This window comes from Iodidimonas gelatinilytica, assembly GCF_008579125.1.
In the GTDB taxonomy this organism is placed as follows: domain Bacteria; phylum Pseudomonadota; class Alphaproteobacteria; order Sphingomonadales; family Rhodothalassiaceae; genus Iodidimonas; species Iodidimonas muriae.
Window position 1 is genome coordinate 1 of record NZ_BKCL01000015.1, and the last position, 17,093, is coordinate 17,093.

Annotated in this window: 17 protein-coding genes and 2 pseudogenes; 15 read left to right on the top strand and 4 right to left on the bottom strand. The window is 54.8% G+C overall.

Features of this window, described 5'->3' with window-relative positions:
• Positions 1 to 368: 368 nt before the first annotated feature.
• The 6 genes and pseudogenes from JCM17844_RS13170 (at position 369) to JCM17844_RS13190 (ending at position 6,298) form a co-directional block, all read left to right on the top strand.
• Positions 369 to 1,502, top strand: a complete 1,134-nt coding sequence (locus tag JCM17844_RS13170; RefSeq protein WP_150001374.1) for a hypothetical protein — start codon at positions 369 to 371, stop codon at positions 1,500 to 1,502.
• Positions 1,502 to 1,849, top strand: a complete 348-nt coding sequence (locus JCM17844_RS13175) for a M23 family metallopeptidase (RefSeq protein WP_150001375.1) — start codon at positions 1,502 to 1,504, stop codon at positions 1,847 to 1,849. Before JCM17844_RS13170 ends, JCM17844_RS13175 begins: the two co-directional genes overlap by 1 nt.
• A gap of 433 nt (positions 1,850 to 2,282) precedes the next feature.
• Positions 2,283 to 2,915 (top strand): hypothetical protein, encoded by a 633-nt coding sequence (locus JCM17844_RS13180; RefSeq protein ID WP_150001376.1) that lies wholly within the window; start codon positions 2,283 to 2,285, stop codon positions 2,913 to 2,915.
• Between the two features lie 216 nt (positions 2,916 to 3,131).
• Entirely contained in the window at positions 3,132 to 3,494 is a 363-nt protein-coding gene (locus JCM17844_RS13185) for a hypothetical protein (RefSeq protein WP_150001377.1), read from the top strand.
• A pseudogene (locus JCM17844_RS16210) lies at positions 3,488 to 3,604 on the top strand (hypothetical protein); the annotation flags it as partial. The gene JCM17844_RS13185 and the pseudogene JCM17844_RS16210, both read left to right, overlap by 7 nt.
• 648 nt (positions 3,605 to 4,252) lie before the next feature.
• Entirely contained in the window at positions 4,253 to 6,298 is a 2,046-nt protein-coding gene (locus JCM17844_RS13190; RefSeq protein ID WP_235899020.1) for a TonB-dependent receptor, read from the top strand.
• A gap of 113 nt (positions 6,299 to 6,411) precedes the next feature.
• Here JCM17844_RS13190 and clpB read toward each other — a convergent pair whose 3' ends face one another.
• The 3 genes from clpB to JCM17844_RS13205 form a co-directional block, all read right to left on the bottom strand.
• Positions 6,412 to 9,021 carry an ATP-dependent chaperone ClpB gene (clpB, locus tag JCM17844_RS13195; RefSeq protein WP_150001379.1) on the bottom strand — a complete coding sequence of 870 codons (2,610 nt, stop codon included), beginning with the start codon at positions 9,019 to 9,021 and terminating at the stop codon, positions 6,412 to 6,414.
• A gap of 358 nt (positions 9,022 to 9,379) precedes the next feature.
• A complete protein-coding gene (rpmB, locus tag JCM17844_RS13200) occupies positions 9,380 to 9,688 on the bottom strand; it encodes a 50S ribosomal protein L28 (protein ID WP_150001380.1) in 309 nt (102 codons plus the stop codon).
• Between the two features lie 172 nt (positions 9,689 to 9,860).
• Positions 9,861 to 10,163 carry a BolA family protein gene (locus JCM17844_RS13205; protein WP_150001381.1) on the bottom strand — a complete coding sequence of 101 codons (303 nt, stop codon included), beginning with the start codon at positions 10,161 to 10,163 and terminating at the stop codon, positions 9,861 to 9,863.
• Between the two features lie 32 nt (positions 10,164 to 10,195).
• On the opposite strand from JCM17844_RS13205, the gene JCM17844_RS15460 reads away from it, so the two are divergent.
• From JCM17844_RS15460 to JCM17844_RS13240, 9 genes and pseudogenes are all read left to right on the top strand, one after another.
• Positions 10,196 to 10,525 carry a hypothetical protein gene (locus tag JCM17844_RS15460; protein ID WP_210431990.1) on the top strand — a complete coding sequence of 110 codons (330 nt, stop codon included), beginning with the start codon at positions 10,196 to 10,198 and terminating at the stop codon, positions 10,523 to 10,525.
• Entirely contained in the window at positions 10,477 to 10,815 is a 339-nt protein-coding gene (locus tag JCM17844_RS13210) for a J domain-containing protein (RefSeq protein ID WP_210431991.1), read from the top strand. The genes JCM17844_RS15460 and JCM17844_RS13210 overlap by 49 nt, the downstream gene beginning before the upstream one ends.
• A 42-nt stretch (positions 10,816 to 10,857) precedes the next feature.
• On the top strand, positions 10,858 to 11,850 hold the full coding sequence (cobS, locus tag JCM17844_RS13215; RefSeq protein WP_235899019.1) for a cobaltochelatase subunit CobS: 993 nt from the start codon (positions 10,858 to 10,860) through the stop codon (positions 11,848 to 11,850).
• Between the two features lie 17 nt (positions 11,851 to 11,867).
• Positions 11,868 to 13,747 (top strand): annotated as a pseudogene (gene cobT / locus JCM17844_RS13220) (cobaltochelatase subunit CobT).
• A gap of 2 nt (positions 13,748 to 13,749) precedes the next feature.
• On the top strand, positions 13,750 to 14,493 hold the full coding sequence (locus JCM17844_RS13225) for a ComF family protein (protein WP_150001384.1): 744 nt from the start codon (positions 13,750 to 13,752) through the stop codon (positions 14,491 to 14,493).
• 33 nt (positions 14,494 to 14,526) lie between these two features.
• The gene (gene grxC / locus JCM17844_RS13230; RefSeq protein WP_150001385.1) at positions 14,527 to 14,784 is read left to right on the top strand and encodes a glutaredoxin 3; all 258 of its coding nucleotides are present in this window, start codon (positions 14,527 to 14,529) and stop codon (positions 14,782 to 14,784) included.
• Between the two features lie 2 nt (positions 14,785 to 14,786).
• On the top strand, positions 14,787 to 15,515 hold the full coding sequence (locus JCM17844_RS13235) for a carbon-nitrogen hydrolase family protein (RefSeq protein WP_210431994.1): 729 nt from the start codon (positions 14,787 to 14,789) through the stop codon (positions 15,513 to 15,515).
• A complete protein-coding gene (locus JCM17844_RS16785; RefSeq protein WP_268885189.1) occupies positions 15,515 to 15,637 on the top strand; it encodes a hypothetical protein in 123 nt (40 codons plus the stop codon). The genes JCM17844_RS13235 and JCM17844_RS16785 overlap by 1 nt, the downstream gene beginning before the upstream one ends.
• Before the next feature lie 193 nt (positions 15,638 to 15,830).
• Complete coding sequence (locus JCM17844_RS13240; RefSeq protein WP_210431995.1) at positions 15,831 to 16,277, top strand: DUF1178 family protein; 447 nt, start codon at positions 15,831 to 15,833, stop codon at positions 16,275 to 16,277.
• Between the two features lie 12 nt (positions 16,278 to 16,289).
• On the opposite strand, the gene ubiG is transcribed toward JCM17844_RS13240, so the two are convergent.
• Entirely contained in the window at positions 16,290 to 17,048 is a 759-nt protein-coding gene (ubiG, locus tag JCM17844_RS13245) for a bifunctional 2-polyprenyl-6-hydroxyphenol methylase/3-demethylubiquinol 3-O-methyltransferase UbiG (protein WP_150001386.1), read from the bottom strand.
• Between the last annotated feature and the right edge of the window lie 45 nt (positions 17,049 to 17,093).

Here is a 17,093-nt window from a genome sequence, read left to right on the forward strand (position 1 = left end):
TTATCTAAACATGTTCTCTACTACGCTTTGCGTCACTAGAGATGCTTAAACAATGGTCCAATAATCGCTGAACCACCGTCCACATCTCCCTTCTCTCATCAACACTGTCAAAGAGCGAATTCAACCCCAACCGCAAAAGCAGTCAATCGACCGTTTAAGGCTATGAGGCAGAATTTTTGCCGCAATCGAGCAAACCTCGAAAGCAGCGAAGAACCGTCATATAAGCATCCCGTCTGACCGTGTCAAGCGAGAAGCCTATGTGCTGGTGTCGGAGTTTGCCGCCGACGAGGAGGTTTCTATGCATTTGAGCGGCGCGGGTCAAGCGACTTTTTACCAATAAGTCATTTTTTTAAATGCAGGCTCCAAATATGGCAGAAAACTGCGAATTGACAGCGCCTGCGATGCACGACATGGTTCTTGCGCGGCGCAACGGATGGAAACCGGAGGAACTTATCTTCTATGACATCCATGAAAGCGATGCGCTTATCCAAATCGAGGGCCCCATGCACGAAAAGACATCCACCACGGCACGCCGGAAAGAAAACAAATGGCTGAGGTCTATGCACGATGGCCAGTGGCCGCATGCCATTGATCTTGCCCGCGATATTGGTGGAAAAAGCTGGTGGGCAGGCTTTGGGGCTTTGTGCGCGGGGCTTTTGTTCTCTGTTATGCTGGGATTATGGACGCCTTCTGGTTCGGACAATTTAAAAAGCCAGACAGCAGCCACCGACAATGAAGCGCCCAATGATTCAGCCATGATGCCGTTTGCGGCCAACATCTCTGCGGCACCGCCACCGCTTTTAACCGCAGCGCTAACCGACACGCCCTCTAAAATCGTAGCCTCCGTGCACCATGGGGCGTCTTTGGATCAGCCAGCACCCCCTGCCGCCGCCCAATCGATCACCATAGGCCGCGGCGACACCATGATCGATGCGTTGATCAAGGCAGGCACCAACCGTATTGAGGCCCATAATGCCATCACCGCCCTATCCAAATTATTCGACATGCGTCGTTTGCGCATCGGACAAGTGGTGGATCTGACCTTCGCGCCCCATGAAGGGGACAAAACGCTGTCCCGCCTGGCGGTGCGCACACGATTCGATGAGCGGGTGGTTGCCCAAAGGGATGACGATGGACAATTCCACGCCAAACGCGAGCCGCTGCCCATCACCCCACTGCTGGCTTATGGCAGCGGAACCATTGATGACAGCCTGTATCTGGCGGCCCAGCGCGCCGGTGTTCCAGCCAAAGTGATTCTGGAACTGATTCTGCTCTACAGCTTCGACGTGGATTTTCAGCGCGAAATCCGCTCCGGCGATCGATTCGAGATTCTCTATCGCCGCGATGTGGCCCAAGAAGACGGCGCTGTTGAAGATGGGGCGATTCTGTTTGCCCGGCTTAATCTGCGGGGCCGTGACTTGCCGCTTTATCGCCATATGCCAGCGGATAGCGACAACTGGGATTATTTCAATGAAGACGGCAAAAGCGTCCGCAAAGCCTGATGAAGACGCCTCTGGATGGAGCGCGCCTGACATCGCGCTTCGGCAAACGCAAACATCCCGTATTAGGCTATGTGCGCTCGCATCAGGGAGCCGATTTCGGCGCCCCCACCGGCACGCCGGTTTATGCAGCCGGCAATGGCACCATCGAGCGGGCCAGTCGATTTGGTTCATATGGCAATTATATCCGTATTCGCCACAATGGCACTTATAAGACGGCCTATGCGCATCTGAGCAAATATGGCCGCGGCATAAAAAAGGGTGTGCGCGTAAAACAGGGACAAGTGATCGGCTATGTGGGGGCACGGGCCGCGTCACCGGGGCGCATCTGCATTATGAAGTATATGTAGGCGACAAACGTGTTGATCCCCTGACCTTAAAGCTGCCCTCCGGGCGGGCATTGGACGGACCGTTCTTGCAAAGCTTTCAAGAAGCCCGGGCAAGAATCGATGAAGATGTGCACGCCTTATCCCGTGCCAATGCCATTGTTTTTGCCGCAGTGGACAAGTAAAGCTTGGCAATAGGCGCAAAGCGATTGAGAGAAGAATGCCTGTGTATAAAATGCTTCGTTCCACAGCCGGGACAGATCGACCACAAATTTTCATCAAGGGCCTTTATTCTTTCGTGGGCTTGGCTTTCGCACGGCATGCGGGAGCATCTCGCTCTCCTCTTGATTATTAAAGATCTAGAACCTCCTAAAAACTGTCAATGCGCATCGTTTACAGCCGCGCGCTCGGGCGCTATCGATAGATCAACAAAGACAACTGGAAAAGTGAGCCCCCCATGCGCCGTTCCTCGATTGCGATCACCTTGTTATACAGCACCGTGCCCTTCACCCAAGCCGTAGCACAAAACCGCACGGATACAGCACAAGGCGTGGTGTCGGATTTCCTCGGCTGCGATCCGCTGATCATCCCCGCCGAACGGCTGGCCTGTTATGATACAGTGCTCAAACAATATAAACTGAAATACGGCCTGATTGATGGTAGCCCGGATGCCATCGCCAAGGCTGACAAAGCCCGCCCGCGCAGCTTCCCCAAAGCATCACCCCCCGGCGCTGTCCCTCAAGGATATGTAGAGGAAGAGCGTTTGGGAAATAACTCCGATATGCAGACTTCGAATGCCAGGGTGCGGCAAGGCGACATCATCAGAGGTCAAACCATACAACGCGCAGCAGAGCCCAATGATCTGACGCTTCCCCTTGAAACAACGATTACCGACTTCAATAGCAACAGCATTGGTGATTTTCGCATCCGCATCAAGGAAGGTTTTGTGTTTGAAAACACTGGGACATCTCGCATAACTGACGGTGACTTTTCTGGGAAATCGGTCACACTCGATAAAAATTTTCTTGGCCAGTGGCGCGCGAAGATCGAAGGTTACAATCAAAAATTTAATATCAAGCCAGCCACTTAAGTCTGTTTTGCTCAAAATATGATAGATAGCAAATCAGAGTGTGTTTTTAATGCCACAATTAGTCGGCATTTTGCGCAATTTTTGAATCAAAAGTTTACAATTCATATGCCCCATGTTGTCTTTTAGCTCTCAATGAAGTGGCTGCACATAAGCTTTTTGTATAAAAAAAATACAAACAGATATCGTGAAAAATGCCACATAACCTTGGAGAAAAAAATGAGCGCTTTATTTATGGGGAAGCAACGGCGTAGGCAATTTATGGCTGCCTCCGCTATTATTCTCACCGCATCTTCGGCATCTTGGGCGCAAGAAGAGGATGTTGCGAGCGGAGAATTGGAAGTCGAAGAAATTGTTGTCACCGGCTCACGCATCCGCCGACCCGACCTCAATGCTGTTTCGCCGATCATTTCTATTGATTCCTCTGATCTTGAGAAACGTTCATTCACAAATATCGCTGATGCTCTAAATGAGCTCCCTGCCTTTGGTGCCCCGGCGGCTAGCCACAAGGCACACAAAATGGGTTTTCTGTCGGCCAGAATTTTGTCGATTTCTTTGGCCTTGGAGCACAACGCACGCTGACATTGGTGAATGGCCGCCGTTTCGTGTCATCAAATGTCCCCTCCGTATTTGGACAATCCGGCGGGCTGCAAGTTGATTTTAACGTAATCCCCATCGCCATGGTTGACAGGATTGAAACAATTCCTGTTCGTGGTGCGCCCATCTACGGCTCTGATGCCATCGCAGGAACAGTCAACGTTATCCTTAAGGATGATTTTGAAGGTTTCAACCTTAGCGGGCAATATGGGCTGACCACGGATAAAGGTGATGGTGAGCAGTGGCAGATCCAAGGTGTTTGGGGTGGAAACTTTGCTGACGGCCGCGGCAATGTCGTCACAAGCATCGAATTCAATCGCCAGGATGGCGTGCGAGGTGGAACACGTGACTTCTTCTCAAAGGGTGAAGCTTTTTTTGATGAGCAACCGGACTTTGCTGATGTAGACGGCGACGGTGATCTAGACGACGTCAATACCATTCTCCGTGACCAACAGGTTCAAATTATTTCTCTTGGTGGCATCATTTCACCTGGCCCAACCGTCATTCCGTCCTTTGGCATAGGATCCTTTGGTGGCGAGTTCCTGCAATTTGAAGACGGCACCGGCAATATCATTCCCTTCACGCCAGGTGCAGCCATCAACGGATCAGCCTTCTTTGCCGCAGGTGGGGATGGGGTTGACCTGTTCGATCTAGTCGATCAAATCCAATCACCACTGGATCGGATTGTTGGCTCATCAATTGCCAGCTACAAATTGACAGACAATATCACTGCTTTCTCGGAAATGCTGTTTGCCAATACCAATGCGGTGGAACTTTCCAATCAGGCAGGTTTCCAAACTTTTGCTTTTGGCGGCGACTCCGGAGCTCTGGAATTTTCCAGCGACCATCCATTCTTGAATTCACAAGCGCGAGGTGAATTGGCACGAGTGGGTGCTGATACCTTCTATGTGAATCGTTTTAATTTCGATTTTCTGGATGAAGGCCGGCAGCGCCTTGAAAGCTCCTTGTGGCGCGTTGTCGCCGGCCTAAGAGGGGATTTCAAAGCAGGCGAGCGGACCTTCCAATGGGAAGCCTCTTCCGTTTTCGGTGAGTCCGATATCGAGACCAGCGGAGTCAGCATCATTGACCAGAATTTCGTCAATGCACTGGATGCAATTTCTGTGACCGAAGGCGACCTGCAGTCGCTAATTGATGCCGGCGTTGCCGACGACCGTGCCGGGGCAATCGCTGAACTTGAAGCTCTCTCTGGAACAAAATCCGCTGGCGTCGGAGACATCATTTGTCGTAATGTTCTTGAATTCGCACGTGGAGACATCGACCCGCCAATATCCGGGAATGGCCTCGTTGATACCGATCTTCCGGGTATCGAAGGCTGTGCACCTGTCAATCTGTTCGGCGCGGGGCAGGTTTCACCGGAAGCCCTTGCTTTCATCACCGGAAACTCCGTCACAAATTCTGACATTAAACAACGTGTCTTCAATGTGAACCTCTCTGGTGATGTTTTTGAACTACCTGCAGGTTGGGCTGGATTTAGTGCGGGATATGAAAATCGTCAGGAAACCGGGGTTTTCAATCCGGGCTTTCTTGCGGCATCAAACTTGAACCGCTCGTCGCCTGCCAATCGGACGGCGGGAACCTTCACAACCAATGAAGTCTTTCTGGAAGGTTATATCCCGGTCATTTCAGCGGATATGAACATCCCGTTCCTGCGGTCCTTCTCACTTGAAGGTGCAGCGCGTGTCGTAGACAACTCCCTTGCCGGAACAGATACCACCTACACATTTGGCGGGCAGCTTGGCTTCACCGAAGATCTGCAAATTCGCGGCAACTTCACACAAGCTATTCGTGCTCCTTCTTTGACCGAGTTGTTCACGCCGGATACTTTGAGCTTCTCATTCGCCAGTGATCCCTGTGATTCTCGTTTCTTGGATGAAGGGCCTGATCCTGCAACCCGACAAGCGAACTGTGCAGCTGCCGGCCTACCTACGGACTTCACATCCGATATTGTTAATGCATCTCGTCAAGGCATCAATGCTGGCAATGCGGATTTGCGGAACGAAGTCGCCGAATCCTATACTATCGGTGCCATCTTTACTCCGCGTTGGGTGCCAGGTTTCTCTTTGACGGTGGATTATGTAAATGTTCAGATTGAAGATCGCATCACCTCATTGACACTAACCCAGATCATGCAATCTTGCTTTGACTCCACCGACTTCCCAAATGTGGGAACCTGTGATCAATTCGAGCGGGATGCTACAGGTCAGGTCGTTGATTTCCGTTCTGGTTTCAACAATGCGGCCTCATCCGAATTCCAGGCAGTTGTCTTTGATGCCAACTATTCCTTCGACATTTCCCAAGCACTAGGAACTCTCTCCGATAGCTGGGGCGGCGGCGACAAAGGCGAGCTTGGTTTCCGTGTAAACGGCATCCGCCGTATCCAAAACGATTTCTCCGTAGTGGGCGAAGAACCCAATGAAGTTATTGGTAGCTTTAGCGATCCCAAATGGTCCGCAACATTCGATACGACCTATACCTATGGGCCGTTCCGTGCTTTCTGGCGGATTGTCTATCAGGACAAGACCTTGCTTGACCCGCAAGGGGATAACTTCTTCCAAAATGAAGCTGGAGAATTTGTCTCAACAACAGGGGCTCGGTTTATCAATAACCTGACCGTTTCCTACGATTTCCTTGAGAAGTTCACAGCTCAGGTCACTGTGGATAATATTCTGGATCGTAATGTCAGTAGAATTGAACAAGCAGATGGCGCTTTCGGGAGTAGCGAGTTGCTCGGACGCTTTGTGACATTCTCTTTCAGTGCACGCTTCTAATCCTTTCCAGGATTGGACAAAGAAAGGCCCGCCCCTTTATCGGGGGCGGGCTATTTTGTTGGCGATCAGGTATTTTAGGGACTGGCCCCGAAGGGCCACATCCAATGCAGCGATCAGGCCGCTTTTTCCTGCGGGTCCGCCACCGACAGCCGCAGTTGGCCGCTTTCGCCAACACTGACCTTCACCGTCTGACCGTCTTTCACCTCACCTTTGAGGATAATATCCGCCAGCGGGTTCTGCACCTGCCTTTGAATGGTTCGTTTCAAAGGCCGGGCACCATAAACCGGATCATAGCCCGCCTGAGCCAGCCAAGCGCGGGCTGCATCGTCCAACTCCAGAGTGATCTTGCGGTCCACAAGCAGGTCTTGCAGCCCTTCAAGCTGGATATCCACAATCCCCGCCATTTGATCGCGTCCAAGGCGATGGAACAAGATCACATCATCCAACCGGTTGAGAAACTCCGGGCGGAATGCGCCGCGCACCACGTCCATCACCGCATCGCGCGCCTGCTCCACATCCGCGCCATCCGGCAATTCGGCGATCACCTGACTGCCCAGATTAGAGGTCAGAATAATCAGGCTATTGGTGAAATCCACCGTGCGTCCCTGCCCATCGGTCAGTCGCCCATCATCCAGCACCTGCAACAGCACATTGAACACATCGAGATGGGCTTTTTCCACTTCGTCGAACAGGATCACCTGATAGGGCCTACGTCGCACAGCTTCAGTCAGCACGCCACCTTCTTCATAGCCCACATAGCCCGGAGGTGCCCCGATCAACCGCGCCACCGCATGCTTTTCCATGAATTCCGACATATCCACGCGCAACAAGGCGTGCTCATCATCAAACAGGAATTGCGCCAGTGCTTTCGTCAGTTCGGTTTTCCCCACGCCGGTAGGGCCAAGAAACAGGAACGAGCCAATTGGCCGATTGGGATCTTGCAATCCCGCCCGCGCCCGCCGCACCGTACTGGAAACCGCATCGATGGCTTCCACCTGCCCCACCACACGGCGGCCCAGCGATTCTTCCATACGCAACAGCTTGTCCCGTTCGCCTTCCAGCATTTTATCCACCGGAATCCCGGTCCAGCGCGAAATCACCGAGGCAATATCGCTGTCCGTCACCTCTTCACGCAGCAACGTGTCGCCCGATATGCCGGACACACCTTCACTGTCGGCAATGCGCTTTTCCAGATCAGGGATCACGCCATAAGACAATTCCCCGGCACGGGCCAGATCACCGCGCCTTTGCGCCTGTTCCAGTTCGATCCGTGCCTGATCAAGCTGTTCCTTCAATTTCTGCGAGCCGGTCAGCTTGTCTTTTTCCGCCCGCCAGCGCACCGTCAGTTCGGCGCTGTGCTGTTCCAGATCCGACAATTCCTTGGAAAGGGTCTCAAGCCGTTCTTTCGAGGCCGCATCCTTTTCTTTCTTCAAGGCTTCCCGCTCGATCTTGAGCTGGATGATCCGGCGGTCCAATGCCTCGATTTCCTCGGGTTTGCTTTCCACCTCCATCTTCAACCGCGAGGCCGCTTCATCCATCAGATCGATGGCTTTATCGGGCAAAAAGCGGTCCGTAAGATAGCGGTTGGATAAAGTGGCAGCCGCAATGAGCGCGCCATCGGTGATGCGCACCCCATGATGCAATTCGTATTTTTCTTTCAAGCCACGCAAGATCGAGATGGTGTCTTCCACCGTTGGTTCTTGCACAAATACCGGTTGGAACCGCCGCTCCAGCGCCGCATCCTTTTCCACATATTTGCGATATTCATTCAGCGTGGTCGCACCAATGCAGTGCAATTCACCCCGCGCCAAAGCGGGCTTCAACAAATTCGAGGCATCCATCGCCCCATCGGCCTTACCCGCCCCCACAAGGGTGTGCATTTCATCGATGAACAAGATGATGTCACCGGCACCATTGGTCACTTCTTCCAGCACGCCTTTAAGGCGTTCTTCAAAATCGCCACGATATTTCGCGCCGGCAATCAAGGACCCCATATCCAGAGCCATGATGCGACGATCGCGCAGGGATTCAGGCACATCCCCATTGGCGATGCGCAAAGCCAGCCCTTCGGCAATGGCGGTTTTCCCCACACCGGGTTCACCGATCAGCACCGGATTGTTCTTGGTCCGCCGGGCCAGAACCTGAATAGTGCGGCGGATTTCCTCATCCCGACCGATCACCGGGTCCAGCTTGCCATCACGGGCCGCTTGTGTCAGATCGCGGGAAAAGCGCTTCAATGCTTCAAAGCTGCCCTCGGCCCCGGCGCTATCCGCCGTGCGGCCTTTGCGAATATCATTGATCGCCGTATTCAAAGATTGGGCTGAAACACCTGCATCCTTGAGAATTTTTACGGTCCCGGCTTTCGCCTCCACCGCCAATGCCACCAACAGACGCTCGGCGGTAACAAAGCTGTCGCCGGATTTTTTGGCCAAGGCTTCGGCGCTTTCGAAAATACGCGCCAATGCCGGATCCAGATAAACCTGTCCGGCGCCGGCCCCTTCCACCTTGGGCAGCTTTTCAAGAGCGGCCTCGGTTGCCGCCAAAGCCTGCTCCGGCTTGCCGCCCGCTGCCCGGATAAGATTGGCTGCCAACCCTTCCTTATCATCCAGCAACACCTTTAAAAGATGCTCCGGCGTGAAGGTCTGATGGTTGGAGCGCAGGGCCAAACCTTGCGCCGATTGAATAAAACCGCGCGACCTGTCAGTATAGTGTTCCATATCCATGGATCATAATCCCATGCTTGGGCGCCCCCCTCTTAGAGGCGGCAGCGCCATGTCCCTGTTCAAATCGTCGTCATAAACACATCCATTATGGCACGAAGGCGATCCTCCGCCCGGCATGTGTCTGGTTATGGATATGGTGTGCCACATCTGTGGCTCAAGTCTTTGATCTGGATCAGACCAGCGATTGACAGGGAGACGGGTTCGACAAAACAGGAGGTGCCCGGGGGAAAAAAGCAAGGGAGCACAAGGCCCCTCCAATATGGGGGCGGCTCTTTTTGCATGATTATAAAACAAAAACCCACAGCAAAGCGCGCCGCGAACAGGCTTCGCAGCGCGCTTTAAAAACAGTCAGATACGCTTATTCGGCAGCCAGAGCGGCCGGAGCGACGGACTTTTTCTTTTTGATTTCAGACTTCAAACGACGGGCTTTCAAGGAAAGCTCGGCATCTTTGGCCTTCAAAAGATAATTGTCGAGACCTTCACGGTGGTCGACAGACCGAAGCGTGCTCACCGCAATGCGGAAGCTGACCGCCCGGCCAAGGGTTTCGCTCATCAGGCGAACCCGTTTCAGGTTCGGCAGAAAGCGGCGCTTGGTGCGGATATGGCTATGACTGACTTTCATGCCAGTTTCCACACGCTTGCCCGACAATTCGCACACGCGGGACATGTCTCGATCCTCTTGCTTATGTGACAGCTTGGCACCGGCATCATGGATGCACCGTGACAAGCCCTAAATTTCTCATGGCCGTATGGTTGATCCGCTTACGGCAGACGCGGCATCTACACCGCTTATCCAGCGCCGTCAAGCCTTGCGCAACGCCGAAAGCTTTGCAACCGCCTTAAAACCCCTCGGGGGCCCGCAGCTTCAGGCTCAAGGCATGGACCTGTTCACGCAGGTCTTCGGCCAAAAGTGCATAAACCATCCGCTGGCGCGCCACTGCCGATTTTCCCGCAAATTGCGCACTTTCCATTTCCAGATGAAAATGGCTTTCGCCGGTTTCGCGGTGCCCTGCATGGCCCACATGCTTATGCGATTCGTCGCGCAAATCCATATGGGTCGGATGAAAGGCCGCCAACAGTTTGGCGTGAAGGGCTTGCCCCACCGGCCCCAACCCCTGATCGGATGCGTTCTGTTTTGTCATGGCATGGCCCTTTGGAAGGAAAAATCATCGTTGTGCTTGTTCCATCTCTGGCGATAGCCGATATTGACTTTATGCGAAAGTCAGAACGTTTCCACGGCTGGGTTGACGATGGCGCCGAACGGACGTGCGATCATCCCGATTGCACCGAATCCGCCGGCTTCCGGGCGCCGCGCCGGGATCGCCGGCCCGGCTGGCACTGGTTTTGCCTCGATCATATCCGGGCATGGAATGCCAATTGGGATTATACCGCCGATATGGGCGCAGATGCGGCGGACCGCTTGCGGATGGCGGCCCCCATGTGGGAACGCGAAACATGGCCCATGGGCAATCTTCCATCGGGCTGCGCGGTGATGAAGATCTGATGGACCTGCACGGGATCTTTGCCCACACGCCCGGTTTTGGCACAAATTACACCGATGGCACCCGCCGCCGCCCCGACGGACAAAGGCTCAGCGCGAAAGATCTGGCAGCTCTGAAGGCTCTTGGGCTTGACGCCAGTGCAACAAAGCAAGACATAAAGGACTGTTACAAACGTCTTGTCCGGCGCTTTCATCCAGACAGACATGGCGGAGATCGCCGCTATGAAGCATCGCTCAGTGCCGTTATCCTTGCTTATAAGCATCTGACGCGCGAAAAAACATTAGCAGATTGATCGCCCTTTGTTGCGTATTCAACCAGATTGGAAAGACCTGTCGTGACCGTTTCTGAAAAGCCTGCCCATACAAGCCTGCCCGACAGCACAATTTCGGCCCGCGATGCTTTCGGCATCGATCTGGATATGGAAGTACCCGCCTTTTCAGAGCGCACCGAACATGTGCCGGATATCGACCCCACCTATGTCTTCGATCCGGAAACCACCGCGGCGATCGTGGCGGGCTTTGCCTTTAACCGGCGGGTGATGATCCAAGGCTATCACGGCACCGGGAAATCCACCCATATCGAACAGGTGGCCGCAAGGCTGAACTGGCCATGCGTGCGCATCAATCTCGATAGCCATATCAGCCGAATCGACCTGGTGGGCAAGGATGCCATCGTGCTGCGCGATGGCAAACAGATAACGGAATTCCGTGAAGGGCTGCTGCCTTGGGCGCTGCAATCGGCCACCGCTTTGGTGTTTGATGAATATGATGCAGGCCGCCCCGATGTGATGTTCGTGATCCAGCGGGTGCTGGAAGTGGAAGGCCGTCTGACCTTGCTTGACCAGAATCGCGTCATCCGCCCGCATCCCGCTTTTCGCCTGTTCGCCACCGCCAATACGGTGGGTCTGGGCGATACCACCGGGCTTTATCACGGCACCCAGCAAATCAATCAGGGCCAGATGGACCGCTGGAATGTGGTGGTGACCTTGAATTACCTGCCCCATGATACGGAAACGAAAATCGTACTGGCCAAGGTGCCGGACTACCAAAATGAGGAAGGCAACAAGATCGTCAGCCAAATGGTGGCGGTGGCCGATCTCACCCGCGCCGGTTTTATCGCTGGCGATATTTCCACGGTGATGAGCCCGCGTACGGTGCTCACATGGGCGCAAAATGCCGAAATTTTCAAAGATGTTGCCTTCGCCTTTCGGGTCAGCTTCCTGAATAAATGCGACGAGGCAGAGCGGGCTTTGGTAGCAGAATATTATCAACGCTGCTTTGGCACCGACCTTCCCGAAGCCGCATCGCGCATTGCGCGGGCCAGCTAAAGATTGTCACATCCGCTATGACAAACCGTGACAGATCCGCATCGGAAACCTTCAAGCGCGTTTTGGCGGGTGCCACCCGTGCACTTGGAGACAAGCCGGACCTGGAGGTGAGTTTTAGTCACGACCGTCCGGGGCTGACAGGCAATGATCTTCATTTAAAAGCACCATCCCGATCCTTGCCACCGGAAGAAGTGGCCGATTTACGCGGTCAGGCCGATGGGTTCGCCATGCGTTTGGCCCATCATGATCCGCGCCTTCATGCCAAAAATGCCCCTGCAGGCGAGGTGGCCCGTTCGGTTTATGATGCCATGGAACAAGCGCGGGTGGAATGTATCGGTGCGAACCGCATGGCCGGCGTAAAAAACAATCTGGCCCACGCATTGGAAACCCAATGCCGCACCCGCGGATTGCACCGTGTCACCGAGGCCGGAGAGGTGGCCCTGTCTGATGTGATCGAGCTGCTGGCACGCGAGCGCATGACCGGCGATCCCTCTCCCGCCAGTGCGGGGGCTGCCCTTGATCTGATGCGCGACTGGGTGGAAAGCCGGGCCGGTGAACGGCTGGACGGCTTGCGCGCCGCCATGCCGGATCAGGCGGCCTTTGTGCGTCAAATGCGCGGGCTGCTTGCCGACCTTGATTTGGCCGATGATCCCGAAGAGTCGGAAAAACCCGAAGACACCGAGGACGAGCAAGAGCCGGACAAAGACGGGCAGTCCGATGAGGATGCCGAAGGAGAAGGAGAAGGCGACGACGGCGATGGGGCTGCAGACACGCCAGAGGCCGCGGAAGACGACCAGCAACAGGCCGATGCTGAAGGTGGCGACAGCGTTGAAGTGGAAGGCGAAGACCTCTCCCAGAACGATGATAGCGACGAAAGCATGGAAGGGGCCATGCCGTGGCAGCCCAATCAGCCCTTGTCCGACCTTCCCAATTCCCCTTTCTACCGCGCCTTTACCCAGGAATTCGATGAAGTGGTGCGGGCGGAAGACCTTTGTGAAAATGAAGAACTGGACCGCCTACGCGCCTATCTAGATCAACAAATGCTGCATCTTTCCGGAGCCGTAACGAAATTGGCCAATCGGTTGCAGCGGCGTTTGATGGCGCAGCAAAACCGATCTTGGGATTTCGATCTGGAAGAAGGCATTCTCGATTCGGGCCGGTTGAGCCGGGTTGTGACCAACCCCATGCAGCCTTTGTCTTTCAAGGCAGAAACCGACATTGAATTCCGCGATACGGTGGTGACCTTGCTGCTGGACAATTCCGGCTCCATGCGCGGTCGCCCCATTTCCATCGCAGCCATTTCCGCCGATATTTTAGCCCGCACATTAGAGCGTTGCGGGGTGAAAACGGAGATTTTGGGCTTTACCACCCGTGCATGGAAAGGCGGCCAATGCCGCGAAAAATGGCTTAACCAGGGCAAGCCCGCCAATCCCGGACGCTTAATGATTTGCGCCATATCGTTTATAAAACGGCGGATTCGCCGTGGCGGCGGGCACGGCGCAATCTGGGCCTGATGATGCGCGAAGGGCTGTTGAAAGAAAATATCGACGGCGAAGCGCTATTATGGGCCCATTCCCGCTTGATTGCGCGCCCCGAAGAACGCCGCATCCTGATGGTGATTTCCGATGGCGCACCGGTGGATGACAGCACATTATCGGTAAATTCCGGCACATATCTGGAACAGCATTTGCGCCAAGTGATCGGCTGGATCGAAACCCGTTCGGACGTGGAACTGCTGGCCATCGGCATCGGCCATGATGTGACGCGCTATTATCGCCGCGCGGTGACCATTGTGGATGCGGAACAACTGGGCGGTGCGATGACAGATCAACTGGCGGCATTGTTTGCAGAACACCGGCACCAATGGCGCAATGACGGCCCTGTGCGGGTTCTCTAGACATGAAGCGCTGGCTGGGGGTGGCACTGGATAGCCTGCTTCCGCCCCGCTGTTATGCCTGCGGAACATTGGTGGACCGGCAAGGGGCCTTGTGCGGCCCATGCTGGAGCGGCCTGCACTTTATCACCGCGCCATCTTGTATGCGCTGCGGCTATCCATTCGAAATTGGCCTTGACGGGCATCATATGTGCGGTGCTTGCCTTGCCCATCCACCGGCTTATGACCGCGGCATCAGCGCTCTTGTCTATGATGATGCCAGCCGCGCCCTGATTTTGGGTTTCAAACGCGCGGACCGGCTGGAACTGGCAAAACCATTGGCGGGGTTGATGGCACAGGCAGGGCGCGACCTTTTGGCGCAGACGGATCTGATCGTGCCGGTGCCTTTGCACCGAACCCGCCTCTTGTCGCGGCGCTTCAATCAATCGGCTGTACTGACTCGGGCACTTGCGCAAATATCGGGCACATCATGGACCCCGTTCCTGCTTGAACGCACCCGCCGCACCCCCAGTCAGGGCGGCCTGAGCCGGGCCGAACGCGCCCGCAATGTGCGCGGGGCCTTTCGGGTGCAGCCCAAAGCACAGGCGGCACATGCGCTCAAGGACAAGCATGTCTTGCTGGTGGATGACGTTTTGACAACCGGCGCAACGGTCACCGCCTGTACGGGGGTCTTGCGAAAGGCCGGAGCCAGTTCTATCTCGGTTCTCACCCTTGCGCGGGTTGTAACGCCGGGCCAAGGCCCGATATAGCAAGGTCAAGAAATGCCAAAAAGCGGAGTTTGCATGGCCAAGATCGACATTTATACCAAAGCCTGGTGCCCCTATTGTGTTCGGGCAAAAGGCCTTTTAAAGCGCAAACAGCAGTCTTTCAGCGAGATTGATATCGGCTCGAAAACGGAAAAGCGCGCCGAAATGATCGCCCGTTCCGGCGGCGCCTCCACCGTTCCCCAGATTTTCATCGATGGCAAGCATGTGGGCGGCTGCGATGATCTGGTGGCGCTGGATCGTGCGGGCAAGCTGGATGCCCTTTTAGGCGCATAAACATGGCCCGTCCCCTGACGCTTGGTCTTGTGCAACTAACCTCTTCGCTGGATGTGACGCACAATGTGGCGATCACCAGCGATCTGGTGCGCAAGGCAGCGTCAGATGGGGCGCAGCTTATCCTGACGCCGGAAATGACATCCTGTCTCGACCGGGACCGTGACCGGGCGCTCGAAACAGCCTGTCTGGAACAAGACGATCCGGCCCTGCCACAATTTCAGGCTTTGGCGCATGATCTGGGCATTACCTTGTTGATCGGTTCATTGCCTATCCGGCTGCCTTTGGAAGAAACGGAAGGGGGCGCGCCAAAACTGGCCAACCGGTCTTTCCTGATCGGACCCGATGGGGCGATCATGGCCCGTTATGATAAAATTCATCTGTTTGATGTTAGTTTGGGAAATGGTGAAGGCTATTGCGAATCCGCCAGCTACCAAAGCGGAGATCGCGCCATCGTCGCCGATATGGGGGCGGCGCGTTTGGGCCTGAGCATCTGTTATGATGTGCGCTTTGCCGCTCTTTACCGGGCCTTGGCGCAAGAAGGAGCAGAAATATTGACCGTTCCCGCCGCCTTTACCCGCACAACGGGAAAGGCGCACTGGCATGTCTTGTTGCGTGCCCGCGCCATTGAAACCGGCAGTTTTGTGGCCGCTCCGGCGCAAAGCGGTCGCCATGAAGATGGCCGCGAAACCTTTGGCCATTCTTTATTGATCAGCCTTGGGGCGAGATATTGATGGATGGGGCAACGGATGTGGGCGTCAGCGTTGCCCGCATTGATCTGGATGATGTGGCAAAGGCCCGGTTGAAAATTCCTGCCTTGCGCCATGACAAGGCCATCAGCATAAAACACTCATAACAGGCCTCTTGCTTGCCATTTTTCTCATCCCGGCTTAAAGGAATTGAGCCTAAAGAAATTGGCCCAAGAAAATGGGACCGGAACATGACAAGGCGGGCCGCAGGAAAAGCGACATGATTGTTTTTGATCTGAAATGTTCATACGGACATGGTTTTGAAGGCTGGTTTCGCAGCATGATGATTTCTCCAGTCAGTTGGAAAGCGGGATTTTGGCCTGTCCCGATTGCGGCTCCACATCCCTTAGCAAAGCCTTTTCCACGCCCCATCTCAGCAAAGGCGGCGCAAAAGGCGATCCGGATCAAAAGGATGCAAGCCCTGCATCAAGAGGCCTTAACGCCCGGATACATGCCCCGGCCATGGCCTTTGACGACGAAGAACGGTCGGTGTTCAAGGCGGGGGATTTGCCCGAACATGTGCGCGCCAGCCTTGATCGCACCATGGGCCGCATCCGCAAGCATGTGGAAACCACCTGCGATTATGTGGGCGACCAATTCGCCGAGGAAGCACGCCGTATCCATTATGGCGAAGCGGAGCTGCGCGGAATTTACGGCGAAGCAAGCCTTGAAGAAACCGAAGACCTGATCGATGAAGGCATCGACGTGCTGCCCCTGTCCGGCGTGCGCGACAAGCCCGATGCCTGATAGGCCACGTTTTTAAACCGGGGTTGCTGCACCGATATAATTGACGCTGGTATCGTGCGACGAATGCCAGCAATCCCCAAGAACGTCATAAGACAATCCGGAAATTTTCCCCACATGGAAGCCTGCATTTTCCAAGGCTTGCGTAAATTCTATGGGGGTGACGAACTTTTTCCAGTCATGGGTGCCGCGCGGCACCCAGCCCAGCACATATTCCGCCGCCATGATCCCCAGCGCAAAAGATTTTGCGGTGCGGTTCAATGTGGAAAAGATCAGCAAGCCATCATCTTTGACAAGACGGCGGGCCGCCGCCAGAAACAACGCCGGATCGGCCACATGCTCGATCACTTCCAGCGCCAGAACCACATCGAATTGATTGCCTTCTTCCGCCAGCTGTTCGGCTGTGGCCTGTCGGTATTGGATCGGCAGCCCCATGGCCTTGGCATGCTCCCGGGCGATAGAAACGGTTTCGTCGGACACATCCAATCCGGTCAGATTGCCCCCCAAGCGGCTTAATGGCTCGCAAATAAGACCGCCCCCGCATCCCAAATCCACCATATTAAGGTCTTTGAAGGGTCGCAATGATGCCCCATCGGCTTTTTTGTGCCGCATGATCGCGGTACGGATAAAATCAAGACGGGCAGGATTAAGCTTGTGCAAAGGCCGGAAAGGGCCATTCGCATCCCACCAATGTTCGGCGGTCTGTGCAAAACGATAGGCCTCATCGGCATCAATGGTGGCGCTTTTCGAGAGTGGTTTATAAGGAGCAGTCATGGCGCACGACCTTGCTTAATGTTTCGGACTTCTTGCGAGAGAGCG

What these genes read in the sequence shown, in the direction of transcription:
- grxC (WP_150001385.1), top strand. Translation starts at nt 14,527, where the DNA reads ATGGCCAAGATCGACATTTATACCAAAGCCTGGTGCCCCTATTGTGTT.
- clpB (WP_150001379.1), bottom strand. Translation starts at nt 9,021, where the DNA reads ATGGATATGGAACACTATACTGACAGGTCGCGCGGTTTTATTCAATCG.
- JCM17844_RS13180 (WP_150001376.1), top strand. Translation starts at nt 2,283, where the DNA reads ATGCGCCGTTCCTCGATTGCGATCACCTTGTTATACAGCACCGTGCCC.
- JCM17844_RS13185 (WP_150001377.1), top strand. Translation starts at nt 3,132, where the DNA reads ATGAGCGCTTTATTTATGGGGAAGCAACGGCGTAGGCAATTTATGGCT.
- JCM17844_RS13175 (WP_150001375.1), top strand. Translation starts at nt 1,502, where the DNA reads ATGAAGACGCCTCTGGATGGAGCGCGCCTGACATCGCGCTTCGGCAAA.
- JCM17844_RS13205 (WP_150001381.1), bottom strand. Translation starts at nt 10,163, where the DNA reads ATGACAAAACAGAACGCATCCGATCAGGGGTTGGGGCCGGTGGGGCAA.
- JCM17844_RS13190 (WP_235899020.1), top strand. Translation starts at nt 4,253, where the DNA reads ATGCTGTTTGCCAATACCAATGCGGTGGAACTTTCCAATCAGGCAGGT.
- JCM17844_RS13210 (WP_210431991.1), top strand. Translation starts at nt 10,477, where the DNA reads ATGGCCCATGGGCAATCTTCCATCGGGCTGCGCGGTGATGAAGATCTG.
- JCM17844_RS13235 (WP_210431994.1), top strand. Translation starts at nt 14,787, where the DNA reads ATGGCCCGTCCCCTGACGCTTGGTCTTGTGCAACTAACCTCTTCGCTG.
- JCM17844_RS13225 (WP_150001384.1), top strand. Translation starts at nt 13,750, where the DNA reads ATGAAGCGCTGGCTGGGGGTGGCACTGGATAGCCTGCTTCCGCCCCGC.
- ubiG (WP_150001386.1), bottom strand. Translation starts at nt 17,048, where the DNA reads ATGACTGCTCCTTATAAACCACTCTCGAAAAGCGCCACCATTGATGCC.
- JCM17844_RS16785 (WP_268885189.1), top strand. Translation starts at nt 15,515, where the DNA reads ATGGATGGGGCAACGGATGTGGGCGTCAGCGTTGCCCGCATTGATCTG.
- JCM17844_RS13170 (WP_150001374.1), top strand. Translation starts at nt 369, where the DNA reads ATGGCAGAAAACTGCGAATTGACAGCGCCTGCGATGCACGACATGGTT.
- rpmB (WP_150001380.1), bottom strand. Translation starts at nt 9,688, where the DNA reads ATGTCCCGCGTGTGCGAATTGTCGGGCAAGCGTGTGGAAACTGGCATG.